This is a genomic window from Afipia sp. GW822-FHT04G07 (assembly GCF_058800765.1).
Genome location: NZ_JBXAMP010000001.1, coordinates 3,371,262 through 3,387,155, shown reverse-complemented (window position 1 = coordinate 3,387,155; position 15,894 = coordinate 3,371,262). Strand labels below are relative to the sequence as shown.

12 protein-coding genes and 1 pseudogene are annotated in these 15,894 nt (G+C 61.4%); 7 read left to right on the top strand and 6 right to left on the bottom strand.

From position 1 onward, the window contains the following. Positions 1 to 64: 64 nt before the first annotated feature. From gltB to AC1RKJ_RS16600, 3 genes are all read left to right on the top strand, one after another. Complete coding sequence (gltB, locus tag AC1RKJ_RS16610) at positions 65 to 4,783, top strand: glutamate synthase large subunit (protein WP_492792017.1); 4,719 nt, start codon at positions 65 to 67, stop codon at positions 4,781 to 4,783. Positions 4,784 to 4,907: 124 nt separating this feature from the next. Continuing rightward, positions 4,908 to 6,365 (top strand): glutamate synthase subunit beta, encoded by a 1,458-nt coding sequence (locus tag AC1RKJ_RS16605; RefSeq protein WP_492792016.1) that lies wholly within the window; start codon positions 4,908 to 4,910, stop codon positions 6,363 to 6,365. Positions 6,366 to 6,371: 6 nt separating this feature from the next. Further along, on the top strand, positions 6,372 to 6,695 hold the full coding sequence (locus tag AC1RKJ_RS16600) for a YnfA family protein (protein ID WP_492792015.1): 324 nt from the start codon (positions 6,372 to 6,374) through the stop codon (positions 6,693 to 6,695). A gap of 91 nt (positions 6,696 to 6,786) precedes the next feature. On the opposite strand, the gene AC1RKJ_RS16595 is transcribed toward AC1RKJ_RS16600, so the two are convergent. The 3 genes from AC1RKJ_RS16595 to AC1RKJ_RS16585 all read right to left on the bottom strand — a co-directional run bounded on the left by AC1RKJ_RS16595 (position 6,787) and on the right by AC1RKJ_RS16585 (position 10,545). Beyond that, a complete protein-coding gene (locus AC1RKJ_RS16595) occupies positions 6,787 to 7,173 on the bottom strand; it encodes a DUF1236 domain-containing protein (protein WP_492792014.1) in 387 nt (128 codons plus the stop codon). Between the two features lie 145 nt (positions 7,174 to 7,318). Then, positions 7,319 to 8,983 (bottom strand): SGNH/GDSL hydrolase family protein, encoded by a 1,665-nt coding sequence (locus AC1RKJ_RS16590; RefSeq protein WP_492792013.1) that lies wholly within the window; start codon positions 8,981 to 8,983, stop codon positions 7,319 to 7,321. A 131-nt stretch (positions 8,984 to 9,114) separates the two neighbouring features. Next, the gene (locus AC1RKJ_RS16585) at positions 9,115 to 10,545 is read right to left on the bottom strand and encodes a lytic murein transglycosylase (RefSeq protein ID WP_492792012.1); all 1,431 of its coding nucleotides are present in this window, start codon (positions 10,543 to 10,545) and stop codon (positions 9,115 to 9,117) included. 248 nt (positions 10,546 to 10,793) lie between these two features. Here AC1RKJ_RS16585 and galU point away from each other — a divergent pair, with 248 nt between their 5' ends. Further along, the gene (gene galU, locus AC1RKJ_RS16580) at positions 10,794 to 11,666 is read left to right on the top strand and encodes a UTP--glucose-1-phosphate uridylyltransferase GalU (protein WP_492792011.1); all 873 of its coding nucleotides are present in this window, start codon (positions 10,794 to 10,796) and stop codon (positions 11,664 to 11,666) included. Here galU and AC1RKJ_RS16575 read toward each other — a convergent pair. Further along, positions 11,603 to 11,809 (bottom strand): annotated as a pseudogene (locus AC1RKJ_RS16575) (hypothetical protein); the annotation flags it as partial. The gene galU and the pseudogene AC1RKJ_RS16575 sit on opposite strands and share 64 nt — an antisense overlap. 125 nt (positions 11,810 to 11,934) lie before the next feature. On the opposite strand from AC1RKJ_RS16575, the gene AC1RKJ_RS16570 reads away from it, so the two are divergent. From AC1RKJ_RS16570 to AC1RKJ_RS16560, 3 genes are read left to right on the top strand one after another with little or no spacing between them, the layout of a single operon-like run. Beyond that, positions 11,935 to 12,801, top strand: coding sequence for a ParA family protein (locus tag AC1RKJ_RS16570; RefSeq protein ID WP_492792010.1), 867 nt, complete (start codon positions 11,935 to 11,937; stop codon positions 12,799 to 12,801). After that, complete coding sequence (locus tag AC1RKJ_RS16565) at positions 12,801 to 13,304, top strand: hypothetical protein (RefSeq protein ID WP_492792009.1); 504 nt, start codon at positions 12,801 to 12,803, stop codon at positions 13,302 to 13,304. The genes AC1RKJ_RS16570 and AC1RKJ_RS16565 overlap by 1 nt, the downstream gene beginning before the upstream one ends. Continuing rightward, positions 13,283 to 13,987, top strand: coding sequence for a hypothetical protein (locus AC1RKJ_RS16560; RefSeq protein WP_492792008.1), 705 nt, complete (start codon positions 13,283 to 13,285; stop codon positions 13,985 to 13,987). Before AC1RKJ_RS16565 ends, AC1RKJ_RS16560 begins: the two co-directional genes overlap by 22 nt. 784 nt (positions 13,988 to 14,771) lie before the next feature. Here AC1RKJ_RS16560 and arsC read toward each other — a convergent pair. Then, positions 14,772 to 15,176: an arsenate reductase (glutaredoxin) gene (arsC, locus tag AC1RKJ_RS16555; protein ID WP_492792007.1), complete on the bottom strand. Its 405-nt coding sequence runs from the start codon at positions 15,174 to 15,176 to the stop codon at positions 14,772 to 14,774. Positions 15,177 to 15,178: 2 nt separating this feature from the next. After that, positions 15,179 to 15,862 carry an aquaporin gene (locus AC1RKJ_RS16550; RefSeq protein WP_492792775.1) on the bottom strand — a complete coding sequence of 228 codons (684 nt, stop codon included), beginning with the start codon at positions 15,860 to 15,862 and terminating at the stop codon, positions 15,179 to 15,181. Positions 15,863 to 15,894: the final 32 nt, after the last annotated feature.

The following is a 15,894-nucleotide window of genomic DNA, read 5'->3' as shown; positions in this document are numbered from 1 at the left end:
AGCGTCGAAGCTGCGGCCAAAACAGGCTAACCTAGAGTGCCTCTAAGGAGGCGTAAGGATGAGAATGAGCGGGTCAGAGATCTGGCGTGACGGAATCAAAGATGGTGCTCCGGCAGGGGAGCCCTGCTCGCCCATCCGCGAGCATAACTGGCGTCCAGCTGCTGAAGGATTATACGACCCGGCTCTCGAAAAAGACTCGTGCGGCGTCGGTTTCATCGCCAACATCAAGGGCAAGAAATCGCACCAGATCGTGTCCGACGCGATCAGCATTCTGTGCAATCTCGAACATCGCGGCGCGGTCGGCGCCGATCCCCGCGCAGGCGACGGCGCTGGCATCCTCGTGCAAATCCCGCACACCTTCTTCGCACGCAAGGCGAAGGAAGCAGGCTTCACCCTGCCCGCCCCCGGCGAATACGCCGTCGGCGCGCTGTTCATGCCGCGCGAAAAGCCGTGGCGCGAAGTCATCAAGAGCATCGTCAAGGACAAGATCAAGTCGGAAGGGCTGCTGCTGCTCGGCTGGCGCGATGTGCCTGTCGACAATTCCTCGCTCGGTGAAACCGTCAAGCCGACCGAACCGCACTGCATGCAGGTGTTCATCGGCTGCGGCGACTGCGCCGATCAGGACGATTTCGAGCGCCGGCTCTACGTCCTGCGCAAGGCGATCTCGAACGCGATCTATCAGCGCCGCGAGCGCGCGCTGGCCGGTTATTATCCCGTGTCGATCTCGTGCCGAACGGTTGTCTACAAGGGCATGTTCCTCGCCGATCAGCTCGGCAAGTACTATCCCGACCTGCACGAGCCGGATTTCGAATCCGCGCTGGCGCTGGTGCATCAACGCTTCTCGACCAACACCTTCCCGGCGTGGTCGCTGGCGCATCCCTACCGCATGGTCGCGCACAACGGCGAAATCAACACGCTGCGCGGCAACGTCAACTGGATGGCCGCGCGTCAGGCGTCGGTGAGTTCGAAACTGTACGGCGACGATATCGAGAAGCTGTGGCCGATTTCGTATGAAGGACAGTCGGACACCGCCTGCTTCGACAACGCGCTCGAATTCCTGGTGCAGGGCGGCTACTCGCTGTCGCACGCGATGATGATGCTCGTTCCCGAGGCGTGGGCCGGCAACCCGCTGATGAACGAAGAGCGCCGTGCGTTCTACGAGTATCACGCCGCGCTGATGGAGCCGTGGGACGGTCCCGCCGCGATCGCCTTCACCGACGGACGCCAGATCGGCGCCACGCTCGACCGCAACGGACTTCGTCCCGCACGCTATCTCGTTACCAAGGACGACCGCATCGTGATGGCGTCCGAAATGGGCGTGCTAACGATTCCCGAAGACCAGATCATCACCAAGTGGCGGCTTCAGCCCGGCAAGATGCTGCTGGTCGACCTCGAGGAAGGCCGGCTCATTCCCGACGACGAAATCAAGGCGGAACTGGCCAAGAGCCACCCTTACCGCGAGTGGCTCGACCACACCCAGATCGTTCTCGAAGACATGACCGAGGTGCCGGCAAAGGGCGCGCGCTCCAACCTCACTTTGCTGGATCGCCAGCAGACGTTCGGTTATTCGCAGGAAGACCTCGGCATCCTGATGGCGCCGATGGCCACCACCGGCGAGGAAGCCGCAGGGTCCATGGGCACCGACACGCCGCTGTCGGCGCTGTCGAGCAAGCCGAAGTCGCTGTTCACCTACTTCAAGCAGAACTTCGCGCAGGTGACCAATCCGCCGATCGATCCGATCCGCGAAGAACTGGTGATGAGCCTCGTCTCGATCATCGGCCCGCGCCCGAACCTGTTCGACCTCGAAGGCCTGTCCAAGACCAAGCGCCTCGAAGTGCGCCAGCCGATCCTGACCGACGCGGATCTGGAAAAGATCCGTTCGATCTCGGAAGTCGCCGATAACCATTTCAAGTCGCGCGCACTCGACACCACATTCCACGCCGGCCTCGGGGCCTCGGGCATGGATCAGGTGCTGGACGAACTTTGCGGGCGCGCGGAAGCCGCCGTGCGCGAAGGCGTCAACATCATCATCCTGTCGGACCGCGCCGCCGGAAGCGACCGGATTCCGATTCCGTCGCTGCTCGCGACTGCGGCCGTACATCATCACCTGATCCGCACCGGACTGCGCACGTCGGTCGGCCTTGTGGTCGAATCGGGCGAACCGCGTGAAGTTCATCACTTCGCCTGTCTCGCAGGCTACGGCGCGGAGGCGATCAATCCCTATCTCGCGTTCGAGACCATCGTCGCGATGAAGGACCAGTTGCCGGCCAAGCTCGACGACAAGGAAATCGTCAAGCGCTACATCAAGTCGATCGGCAAGGGCCTGCTCAAGGTCATGTCGAAGATGGGCATCTCGACCTATCAATCCTATTGCGGCGCGCAGATCTTCGATGCCGTCGGCCTCAAGGCCGATTTCGTCGCGAAGTATTTCGCCGGCACGCACACCCGCATCGAGGGCGTCGGCCTGGTCGAAATCGCCGAAGAGACCGTGCGCCGTCATACCGACGCGTTCGGGGATTCGCAGGTTTACAAGACCGCGCTCGATGTCGGCGGCGAATACGCTTTCCGCTCTCGCGGCGAAGACCATGCATGGAACGCCGAAACCGTGTCGCTGCTCCAGCACGCGGTGCGCGGCAACTCGCAGGATCGTTATCGCGCCTTCGCCAAGGTGCTCAACGAGCAATCCGAGAAGCTGCTGACCCTGCGCGGTCTGTTCCGCATCAAGTCCGCCGAGGAAGACAAGCGCAAGCCGGTGCCGCTCGATGAAGTCGAGCCGGCCAAGGACATCGTCAAGCGGTTTGCCACCGGCGCAATGTCGTTCGGTTCGATCTCGCGCGAAGCCCACACCACGCTGGCGATCGCGATGAACCGCATCGGCGGCAAGTCCAACACCGGCGAAGGCGGCGAGGAAGCGGATCGCTTCAAGCCGATGCCGAACGGCGATTCGATGCGCTCGGCCATCAAGCAGGTGGCGTCGGGACGTTTCGGCGTGACGACGGAATACCTCGTCAACTCCGATATGATGCAGATCAAGATGGCGCAGGGCGCGAAGCCCGGCGAAGGCGGCCAGTTGCCCGGCCACAAGGTCGACGCGACCATCGCCCGCGTGCGGCATTCCACGCCGGGCGTTGGCCTGATTTCACCGCCGCCGCATCACGATATTTATTCCATCGAGGATCTCGCGCAACTCATCTACGACCTGAAGAACGTCAATCCGGACGGTGCGGTCTCGGTCAAGCTCGTCTCCGAAATCGGCGTCGGCACTGTCGCTGCCGGTGTTGCGAAAGCGCGCGCGGATCACGTCACCATTTCCGGCTTCGAGGGCGGCACGGGCGCGTCGCCTCTCACCTCGATCAAGCACGCCGGCTCGCCGTGGGAACTCGGCATCGCCGAAACCCACCAGACTCTCGTTCGCGAGCGACTGCGCAGCCGCATCGTGGTGCAGGTCGACGGCGGCTTCCGCACCGGACGCGACGTCGTGATCGGCGCCCTCCTGGGCGCGGATGAAATGGGTTTCGCCACTGCGCCGCTGATCGCGGCCGGCTGCATCATGATGCGCAAGTGCCACCTCAACACCTGCCCGGTGGGTGTCGCCACGCAGGACCCGGTGCTGCGCAAGCGCTTCACCGGCCAGCCTGAGCACGTCATCAACTTCTTCTTCTTCGTCGCCGAGGAAGTGCGCGAGATCATGGCCTCGCTCGGCTACCGCACCTTCCAGGAGATGGTCGGCCAGAGCCAGATGCTCGACCAGTCGACGCTGGTGGCGCACTGGAAAGCCAAGGGCCTCGACTTCTCGAAGCTGTTCTTCAAGCAGAAGGCCCTGCCCGGCCAGAAGATCTATCACTCGGAAGCGCAGGACCATCACCTGGAGAACGTGCTCGACCGCACGCTCATCAAGGAAGCGCAGGCGGCGATCGACCGCGGCGCGCCGGTGAAGATCGAGGCGGAGATTCACAACACCGACCGCAGCGCAGGCGCGATGCTCTCGGGCGTCGTGGCCAAGACCTACGGCCATACCGGCCTGCCGCTCGACACCATCCATGTCAGCCTCAAGGGCACGGCGGGACAGGCGTTCGGCGCGTGGCTGGCGCGCGGCGTCACCTTCGATCTCGAAGGCGAAGCCAACGACTATGTCGGCAAGGGCCTATCCGGCGGACGCATCGTCGTGCGGCCTCCGAAGAACTCAGGGATCGTGCCTGAAGAATCCATCATTGTCGGCAACACCGTGATGTATGGCGCGATTGAAGGCGAGTGCTACTTCCAGGGCGTCGCCGGCGAACGCTTCGCGGTCCGCAACTCCGGCGCGGTCGCCGTGGTCGAGGGCGCAGGCGATCACTGCTGCGAATACATGACCGGCGGCATCGTCGTGGTGCTCGGCCGCACCGGACGCAACTTCGCGGCCGGCATGTCCGGCGGCGTCGCTTACGTGATCGACGAGGACGGCACGTTCGAGAAACGCTGCAACATGGCGATGGTCGAGCTCGAGCCGGTTCTGTCCGAGGAAATGATCAACGAGACCGCGTTCGGTCAGATGGGCGATCTCGAAGCCCATGGCCGCGTCGATGTGTTCTCGAACCTGCTCGGCGAAGACGTCGAACGGCTGCACGTCCTGATCTCGCGCCACGCCAAGCTCACCGGCTCGGCCCGGGCGCAGCACATCCTTGCGAACTGGAAGAAGTATCTGCCGATGTTCCGCAAGGTGATGCCGGTCGAATATCGCCGCGCGCTGAAAGAACTGAAATCGCGCGAGCCGGAAGAACCGAAAATCGCGATCGGCGCGTAAGGAACGAATTTCACGTCATTGCGAGCGCAGCGAAGCAATCCACTCTTGAAGCAAAAAGCTGGATTGCTTCGTCGCTACGCTCCTCGCAATGACAACGAAACTTTTAAGGGGCGTCAGGGTCACCATGGGTAAGGCTACAGGTTTTCTCGAGATCGAGCGTCACGACCGCAAGTATGCGCCGGTCGCCGAACGCGTGAAGGATTTCAAGGAATTCGTCATTCCGCTGTCGGAGAAAGACACGCGCGACCAGGCCGCGCGCTGCATGAATTGCGGCATTCCCTATTGCCACGGCACCGGCTCGGTTCAGCCCGGCACGCCCGGCTGCCCGGTCAACAACCAGATCCCGGACTTCAACGACCTCGTCTACAACGGCAACTGGGAAGAAGCCTCGCGCAACCTGCACTCGACCAACAACTTCCCCGAGTTCACCGGCCGCATTTGTCCGGCGCCGTGCGAAGCCTCCTGCACGCTGAACATCGACGACAACCCCGTCACCATCAAGACCATCGAATGCGCCATCGTCGACCGTGCATGGGACAACGGCTGGCTCAAGCCGGAAGTCGCAGCAACGAAGACCGGCAAGAAAGTCGCCGTGGTCGGCTCCGGCCCCGCGGGCCTCGCTTGCGCGCAGCAACTCGCGCGCGCCGGCCATGACGTTCATGTGTTCGAGAAGTTCGCCAAGGCCGGTGGACTGCTTCGTTACGGCATTCCCGACTTCAAGATGGAAAAAGGCATCATCGACCGCCGCGTAGCGCAGATGGAAGCCGAAGGCGTGACCTTCCACTACAACACGCCGGTCGGCGGCGACTACGCCGGCGCCGTCGAGCCGAAGGATCTGCTGAAGATCTACGACGCGGTAGCGCTGACCGGCGGCGCAGAAGCGTCGCGCGATCTGCCGATTCCCGGGCGCGATCTCGACGGCATTCACTTCGCGATGGATTTCCTTCCGCAGCAGAACCGCCGCGTCAGCAACGAGCCGCTCGGCGACGTCCGCAACATTCTCGCCGGCGGTAAGGACGTGGTGGTGATCGGCGGCGGCGACACCGGCTCCGACTGCATCGGCACGTCGATCCGCCAGGGTGCGAAATCCGTGACGCAGCTTGAAATCATGCCGGCCCCGCCCGAGCACGAGAACAAGGCGCTGACCTGGCCGAACTGGCCACTCAAGATGCGCACGTCATCGAGCCAGGCCGAAGGCGCGATCCGCGAATACGCCGTGCTGACGCAGAAGTTCTCCGGTCACGACGGCAAGGTCGCCAAGCTTCACTGTGTCCATGTCGACGACAAGTTCCAGCCGGTGCCGGGCAGCGAGTTCGAGCTGAAGGCCGAACTGGTGCTGCTGGCGATGGGCTTTGTGCATCCGGTGCACGAGGGCCTGCTGAAGAAACTCGGCGTCGAACTCGACCCGCGCGGCAACGTGCGCGCCTCGACCAACAACTATCAGACCTCGGTCGCGAAGGTGTTCTCGTCCGGCGACATGCGCCGCGGACAGTCCCTCGTTGTCTGGGCGATCCGCGAAGGCCGCCAGTGCGCCGCCGCCATCGATCAGCATCTGATGGGCGCGACCACCCTGCCCCGTTAACCGCAGATGACCTTTGCCGTCTACGTTGCAGCAGCCCTCGCCGAAATCGGGGGCTGTTTTGCTTTCTGGGCGTGGCTGCGACTCGGCAAATCCATCTGGTGGATTCTTCCGGGCACCGCCTCCCTCATTCTATTCGCTTACTTTCTGACGCTGGTGCCGAGCGATGCCGCCGGGCGCACCTATGCCGCCTATGGCGGCGTTTATATTATCGCGTCGCTGGCATGGCTGTGGGCCATGGAAGGCGTGCGGCCCGACCGATGGGACATGGCAGGTGCCGCGCTGTGTCTGATTGGCGCCGCCGTGATTCTGTTCGGACCGCGCTCAGTCTGATCACAGAAAAGCCCCGTCCGCGACGGGGCCTTTCCGTTCGCATCATCCGGTGCTGCTGCTCAGACACCGTGTTTACGCGATGACGCGAGCACTACTCGATCACGCGAATGACACGGCGGGTGCGCGGCTCGACGATGACGCGCCGATCGTTGACGATTGCGTAGCGATATTCGGTGTGGCTCGGCACCGGGCGCAGTTCGACATATTCAGGCAGCGGTTCGCCGACCACGACGCGCTCCTTCACCACCACCGACGGCCCCGGCAACCCGGTCACCGACGAGATTACCGCCGCCGGAATATCGACCGCGGTACCGACCGCAGCGCCCACGGTTCCGCCGACTGCGCCGCCGACCGGCCCGCCGATGGCGTTGCCCGCGGCCGCGCCATCGCGCGCGCCTTCCACCGTTGCGCTCTGCGCCAGCGCAATGCCCGGCGTCAGTGCGATTGCTGCAACTGCCATTGCCATACGAATTTTCATATCATCCTCCATCGTGAATTCAGAGGATGATCAACGGTCACGGACAGCGAGTGTTCCGGACTCAGTGTGAGGAACTCGTCCATCGCGTCGGAACTTTTGCGACATCAACGCTGCGGAACCAACAGAGGCAGCGGAGCGAAACGCACTACCAGCCTGAGAACCAGCCACGGGGCGCGAAGAAGGTTGGCCCCACGTTGGCCGGAGGCCGCAGGTCCCGCCCCGCGGTTCGCGAACGCGCGGGTGCGGCCTGGGCCTGCGGCTCGCCAGACAGTCCATGCGCGGTCTGCGGCGGCTTCTTCGGTTTCGGTTTCGGCGCGGCAGCGCCGTCAGCAGGAGCTGCGGCGACGGCGGGATCGCCAGCGGGCGCCGTGAGCGCACCGACTTCGCGGCGCGGCCAGGAGAAATCATCCGCGCGGCCGGCGGGCGGTGCAAGCGGTTCGCCCTTCACCAGCGTGCGCGCCGCGAGCGCATCGACCGAAGCCGGCCGGGTGCCAACGCCGCCGAGCAATTCATCAGTGCCGACAGACGAGGCGACCAGCGGCATCACCGGACCCATCAGCGGACGCGGACCGGCTTCGCCCGGACGGATATTGGAATCGGGCGCGAAGGATTCGCTCGGCAGCGCCACCATATCGGAGCGCGACGCGAGGACCCGGCGGATTTCACGCTCGGTGTAATGAGCGAGCTTGCGCGCGCCGGCCTTGGTGAAATAGACGCCGTCGTTGGACCGCAAGCGGCGGGTCTGGCCTTCGAAGTCCGGACCTTGCTGCGCGAAACGTCCGGCGTCATCGACGAAGCCGTCCCAGACATCGACGTAGGTGATGCCGGCCTTGCCGGCCCCGTCGCGATAGAGCGCGTCGAGGAACAGCATGTCCGACGTGGCCTTGGGGCCGCGCACCGCGGGCAATCCGACCCACAGCACCGGCACGCCCTTGGACTTCAGGACCGCGATGAACTCCTCGATCTTCTTCGCATAGAGTTCGACCCAGCGCTCCTCGCGGAAATCATAGACGCCGCCGGCCGACCGCGCCTTCTCGGGTGCAGCGATCTGCGGCTGATCGTCATCCTCGTCCGGAGCAACCTCGGCTTCGCCGGGCTTCTTGTCGGCGGTCTTGCTCTCGGCGTCGTCGCCCGCGAGCTTCTCGGCGGGCTTCGCGGCAGCATCGGGTTCATTCGGCTTGGCGGCGGCCCCTTTCTTCGCGGCCGCAGCCGCCCCCTTCGCCTTGTCGCCGGGTTTTTCGCCCGGCTTGGCGTCGGCCTTCTTTTCGGCGGCGGGTTCGCGAATGGGAACGCGGTCGTGGAGACCGAGCATCACCACGATGGCGTCCGGCTTCTCCGTGGCAAGAATGCCCTTCGCCGCCGCGATCCAGTCGGACGGCTCGCCCTTGGGCTGATACTTCAAAAGACCGGAGACCGTCTTGTGCTTGCGGATGACGCCGAGTTCGGGCGTTTCCGACAGCGCGTCCTCGAGGCCGTAAGCGAGCCAGTCGGCCATCGCGTCGCCCAGCACGAGCACGTTGCGTTCCGCCGGATTTTCCCGCTTGGCCGGCGCTGGCGCGCGCGAATAATCAACCCGCGGCGCGGGCTGCTGATCCTGAAAAAAACCACCTCCGCCTCCGCCGAACGGCGCGAAGAATCCGCCTCCACCGCCGCGCGGCGGGGGTGGCGCCGGACGCCGTCCGAATCCGAAATCGAAGAATTGCGCCGAGGCCGGTGCGACGATGCCGAACAGCATGGCGCCCGCGACCGCGAGAACGGTCAGCGATCCGCGTTCGGCAAACAGACGGAAAAATGAGGGCCGTTTTGACATGCGTCTCACAGGCGTGAAAAAGCGTAGCGTCAAAATAATAGCAGATTCAGGCCCGAAGTGGGCAGATCAAGCGCCATAAACAGGCCGCGCCTGCCTGCGTCAAGGGGCCGGAACCCGGCCCCAACAGCCGATTATCGCCTGCGCAGCCGGTCCAGTACGCCGGAAGAGGCAAAACCGTCGGCGGGCGCGCCGATCGAAGCCTGGAAGCTGCGCAGCGCCTTGCGGGTCTCGCCGCCGAGGTTACCGTCGGGCTCGCCTTTATAGAAGCCGCGCCGGGCCAGCAGGTCCTGCAATTCGAGGCGCTCGGCGCGGGACAGCACCCGCTCCTGCCGCGGCCATTCCTGCACGAACGGCGCGCCACCGCGCAGCCGGTCCGCGAAATGACCGATGGCAAGCGCGTAAGCCTCCGACGGATTGTAGCGCATGATCGCGCGGAAATTTCCGAGCATCAGGAATCCCGGTCCGTCGGCGCCTGCGGGCGCCAGCAGAAACGCCTTGTCGGTGTGACGCGGGAACGGCTTGCCGCCCGCGCGCTTGACGCCGAGATGCTCCCACTGCGCGATGGTGTAGGTCTTCGCGCGATCGGCATGAAGATAGTTGAAGCCCTGCGGCACCTCGACCTCGTAACCCCAGGTCTGTCCCGGCTGCCAGTTGTCCTTTTTGAACTTCGCCGCCGTGGACGCGATGATGTCCGGCACGTCGTCAACGGTGTTGCGCTTGCCGTCGCGGTCGAAATCCACCGCGAACCGCTTGAACGCGGTCGGCATGAACTGCGTCGCGCCGAATGCGCCGGCCCACGAGCCGCGCATCTGCTGCGGCGTCAGATCGCCGTGATGCAGGATTTCCAGCGCCGCCAGAAACTCGTCCTTGAAATAGCCCTGACGGCGGCCGATGCAGGCCAGCGTCGCGGTCGAATTCAGCACGCTGCGCTCGCCGCCCTGCGTGCCGTAGTTCGACTCGATGCCCCAGATCGCCGCGATGATGTAACGGTCGACGCCGTAGGCTTTCTCGACAGCCGCAAACGTCGCGGCGTTTTTCGCCAGCACCTCGCGCCCCTTCGCGATCCGCGCGTCGGTGACCAGAATGTCGAGATAATCCCACACCGCCTTGGTGAATTCCGGCTGCGAATCCATCAGGTCCATGATGCGCAGGTCGGGCGACAGATCGGCGGTGAAGCGGCGGAAGCTTGCTTCGGAAACGCCGCGCCGATGAGCCTCAGGCCAGAAACCGGCGACGCAGCGGTCGAAATTCGCGGCCGAGCGGCGGATGGCGTCCGCCGTCATTAAAGGATGACCGGACGCGCCGTCCTCGCCGCTCCATTCCTTCGGCGGGCTCGCCTGCGCCATGCGGCGCGGCGCGGGCTGGATCTGGCGCGGAGCCTGCGGCTGCTGCTGGATCGAGCCGGTGATGTCGCCACGCTGGGTCAAAGCGCCGCGCCCCGACGCGGTCTGGCCATGCGCCGGTCCGGCCATCATCATCGCAGCACCTGCGATCACGCTCACCGTCAGGACTGCGCCCGTCGCCATGCGCCACGCGCTTTCTTCACGCCCGATCCGTGTCATTTTACTCCACACCCGCTCAAGACTATCCCGGATACAGGAGGCCCGGACAGGGTTTCCACCCGATTAACAAAACCACATTTTCCAGCAGCGAAATGGCCGCAGGGCTCCTCGCTTGCGGGGTGAGTGGCAGCGCTCATCCTCCGTTCATCCGCTAACCTTTACGGAACTCGCCGCGGCCTTGCCGTTTTTTCGCCCGCCAAAACCTGTTACGACCTGTTGCCTTCCTCTCACCCTGCCAGATGAGCCTCATGAAAATCCGCAAAGCTGTGTTCCCGGTCGCCGGTCTCGGCACCCGTTTTCTCCCCGCCACCAAGGCCATGCCGAAGGAAATGCTGACCGTGGTCGACCGACCGCTAATCCAGCATGTGGTGGACGAGGCGCTGGAAGCCGGCATCGAGCATCTCGTGTTCGTCACCGGGCGCAACAAGGGCGTGATCGAGGACCACTTCGACCGGCCCTATGAACTCGAGGACACGCTGCGCGAACGCAACAAGCTCAAGGAAATGGACATCCTGGAGCGTGACCAGCCGGAAGCCGGCGCGACCTCGTTCACGCGGCAGCAGGCCCCGCTCGGCCTCGGCCATGCGGTGTGGTGCGCGCGCGACATCATCGGCAACGAGCCGTTCGCGGTGCTGCTGCCGGACGTGCTGGTGAAGAACAAACCCAGCGGCCTGAAGCAGATGATCGACGCGGCCAACGCCGCGGGCGCCGACAAGGCCAACATCATCGCGGTGGAAGAAGTGCCGATGGATCAGGTCCACATGTACGGCGTGGTCGGCGTCGGCAAGAGCAAGGGCGACCTGTTCGAGCTGAACGGCATGGTCGAGAAGCCGAAGAAGGAAGCCGCGCCCTCGAACCTCTCGATCACCGGGCGTTATATTTTGCAGCCGGAAATCTTCAATGTGCTGGAGACGCAGGAGCGCGGCGCAGGCGGCGAAATCCAGCTCACCGACGCGATGCTCGGGCTTGCCAAGTCACAGCCGTTTTATGGATTCAAGTTCAAGGGCAAGAGCTACGATTGCGGCTCGAAGTCGGGCTTCCTTGCCGCGAACATTGCTTACGCGATGGACCGCGAGGACCTGCGCAGCGATCTGCTGATGGAGATGAAGAAGTACGTTTGAGGCGCTTTAATCACCTCGCCGTCTTCTTAAACAAGAATATCCGATGTGCGGATTGGGCAAGATATCTAGAACCGCCTCGGACAGATGGCAAAGCCTTGTGCCTTTCCCGTCACGACAATCGGCCGGTTGATCAGGATCGGGTGCATGCCGGAGCCCAGATGTGCTTAGTGGTTTAGGTTCGAATAATATTGATTGTGCATTGGGGTACAGGAAGCATATTCTCGCATAAGTTGTAGCATTTTTCTTTATTTTGGGACTTTAGAAACAGATGGCTAAGGCAAAATCGAAGGCACCTGTCGTATCAATTTTAAACATGAAAGGAGGGGTCGGAAAAACCACTGTTGCCGCTCATATCTTTCGAGTTCTATATCACAGACACGAAGTCCCCACACTGCTTATCGATTTAGATCCTCAATTCAATTTAACCCAATGCGTGGTGAGTAAAAAAAAATACGAAGGAGTAGAGAAAACTCCGAATACAATTATGTCAGCGTTTGAACCTCAACCCTCGAATGATTTTTTTGAGATCAAAACAACAAGTAGCGCGCCACCATCTGCCTCAAGCATCGCAATGCGACTGAGATCGACAGCAAAGGTGCATCTTGACCTACTGCCCGGCCATTTTGATCTAATTAAATACTCGTTGATTGATGACCACGAACAACTGAAGGCATCTCTGGCGTACTTCAAAAGATTCATCGCCAAAGCACGGGAGGAGTACGGCCTCATTGTTATAGATTGCAACCCGAGCAGCTCATTCATTACCCGATGCGCGCTAGAGGTTTCATCGCATATAGTTTCGCCGGTTCGCTGCGATAAGTATTCGGTTTTGGGCGTCGAGCTGGTTGACAAGTTGCTAAACCACCTACCCTTGAATGAGAAGCCCACTCAATTAGCGCTGATTAATGGCGTAAAGCGAAATGCTCCGCCAGATACTGTAGAAGCCGCCCTGCGAAAACATCGAACTTTTGGAAAAAACGTACTGGTCGCCCGCGTTCCAAACTCCACTTTGCTTCGAGCAGACGAAACATATACTGGGTTCGCAACGGATAGACCCGTCGCTTGGCGTGATTTGCTGAGAAATGAGATCGGTGAACTCACCGATGAGATGATGGAAAGACTAGGATTACAGTAATGGCGAGCTTTCGACCCGAATTGGCGCGCGTCTTAAGCCAACTCTCGTTGCTTCGGCTAAACACCCGTGAGGTAATCGATCTATACGAGCTTTTGAACAGAGTTGGTCCGATCGAATTCTCGGAGATATTGAGACACCTCCACTTCCTAACAATGAATGCTACCAGTCAGATTGATCTTCCATTCAGATATCGAGGAACGGATGAAAGACATTCCCCCGCCGATTCAAGAAGATCAACAACACTGGATTCTTTGCATAAGAAAGTAGTGAGCATTCAAAAAAGCGCGGGCATCGACAATGAGACGCTATGTCGGGTTATCGCAAAAAATATTGGCGAAACATCAAAGCGTGCACCTCGTTTCGACAAGAAAAGAGGATTAAAATCTTGGCTTGGTGAGCTTTTAGGAATTGCAACAGCCAGCCAAATCTATCGTGCGGCGCTTCTTATAAAACCCGACACAGGTGATTTGGAAAAAATGTCGTGGCCACTAAGCAAAAAATAGAGCTTTATCGCCAGCTTCGGAAAAGAATTTCTGCCGACTTTGTTGGACGGACAGGCATTGCCGTTAATTGCGAAGCTGCTTTGAGGCTTTCTGTTGGATGGCTTGAACATTTTTACAAAACTCAACCATCAGATAACGCCTCCTTGTCACTTCTGGCAGCCACACATTCCACTGCGATCGAAGTAACCTCTTCAGTCGCGTGTGGCCTTATGCGACCAGCAATATTTTCACTTCGTAGTCACTATGAACTCTTTCTTATGTTTCTTTTCTATCGAGATCATCCGATCGAATGGAAATCTCTTCAACGCGGCGATGAGTGGGTCCGGCTTCCAAAGGAGCTTAAAACATATTTGCGAACCTACTATCCATGGTCCGAAGCCCGGATGAAGAAGCTACTCGAATGCAAAAAAAGATCTGAAGATGATCCATATTTTCTGCTCTCGGCATTTGTGCATGGTGGACGCGTTCAAACTCTACCAAAGGTAAGCAAGCCTGCTGATACTTGCGTTGACCAAAGCGTCATCAAACAGCTTTCACCTATTGCGGACGCAACTTCCGAGTTTCTTTCCGATGTAGCCACTTCCATCTATTCGGGAAATTTCCTTGGCCTTCCCTCTCAAGTCAAATCTGACCTCGTTTTCCGATTTGGAAAAGAGAGTGATGCCGCCAAGATTTTTGACTAAACACGTTGACATGGCTTCGTTGTAGGCTTATATTCCTATCGCTTCATTCATGAGGGGCGCTTCTAGAGGCGTTACTGGAGTGGAATGAAGCGCGGCGCCCGCGCGCATGGTTCGCAGCCATGCTCCCGGAGGCTGAGGGTCACCGTCCGGGCTCACTACGGAGCTCTGCCGTTCGCGGCTGGACGCGGACAGGATGAAGGCGGGGAAATCCCGCCGGATCAAGGCGCACCGCGCCCGTCCTGCCCCGGAAGTACGGTCCCGACGCCCAAAGACGCCGCAGCGGATGTTGCCGCAGCTTGCTGTGGCGAGGTCCGCGCGTTGCGTATCGCGCGCGGCTTCGGCCCGCGTTCACGCGCAGCGTTGGTGGAGCGCCGCAAGGCGATGCGCTGTCCGGGGAGCCGCCGTCGCAAGCGGCAAACCGGAGAGCGACGACAACCATGTTGCGCCTGGCGGCGCTCCATCTCCCCTCGAGATGATCGAGGGCGAACCAAAAGCCCACCTCGCGCTTTTTTGCGCGGGACCGCAGGCGCATGATTTTTCGCGCGCAAGAACAACCTCAAGGCGCGCGAGCTGTTTGAAAATCGAATCGGGAGATCAGCGTATACGCCGGGAACGGGTTAGACAAAACGCGTACCGATGCGTTGGTGTCGCAGCCAGAAACCGGCAAAATCAGCTGCGTCCATCATCCCCGTTGCGGCCGGTTGTCACCCGGCGCATGCAGGGATTAACGCGGCGGGGCGGAAGAAGTTCAGGGCCAGACGGACGATTGCGGCGTGACGAAAAATCACACCGCGTCGATCACCTCGCCGTCTTCCTTGACGAAGCGGCCGATATGCGGATTCGGCAAAATCTCCAGCACTGCTTCCGAAGGCCGGCACAGCTTCACGCCCTTGGGCGTGACCACAATCGGCCGATTGATCAGGATCGGATGCGCGAGCATGGCATCGATCAAGGCATCGTCGGAGAGCTTCGGATCGGCAAGACCCAGCTCGGCATAGGGCGTGCCTTTTTCGCGCAGCAGCGCACGCACCGAAATGCCCATCGCGGCGACAAGCTCCCTGATGCGCTCGCGCGACGGCGGGGTTTTCAGATATTCGACGACAGCGGGTTCGACGCCGCTTCGCCGGATCATCGCCAGCGTGTTGCGCGAGGTGCCGCATTGCGGGTTGTGATAGATGGTCACGCTCATGGTCAGGTTTCCGTTTGGAGATTGTGCTGCGGGCGCAGCAGCCAGTTCATCAGGACAAGTCCGGCGATGGCGCCGCAAATTTCCGCAACAATAAAGCCCGGAAGATCCAGCGGCCTTATGCCGGAAAATGTGTTGGTCAGCGAGCGCGCGATCGCCACCGCTGGATTGGCGAACGAGGTGGACGCGGTGAACCAGTAGGCCGCCGTGATGTAAAGGCCGACCAGCCACGGGATGGCGTCTTGCCGGAACCGGAGGCCGCCGAGAATGGTGGCGATCAGGCCGAACGCGGCGACGAATTCCGCGAACCATTGCGCGCCGCCCGTGCGCACTTTCAACGAGGCATCGAGCAGCGGCAGCGCGAACATCAGATGCGCCATGATGGTGCCGAGAACACCGCCGGCGATCTGCGCCGCGATGTAGAGCAAGGCGTCCCGCGCGGGCAGGTCTCGCTTGATCGCAAACACCAGCGATACCGCCGGATTGAAATGGGCGCCTGAGACAGGCCCGAGAATCGTGATCAGCACGACAAGAATTGCGCCGGTCGGCAGCGTGTTGCCGAGCAGCGCCAGCGCCGCGTCCTTCGTCATGTTCTCGGCCATGATGCCGGAGCCGACAACGGTCGCCACCAGCAGCGCCGTGCCAAGGGCTTCGGCGACCAGACGACGCGGCAGGTCATACGACATCAGCAGCAGGCCGATGCGGCGTGAACGACATGCAG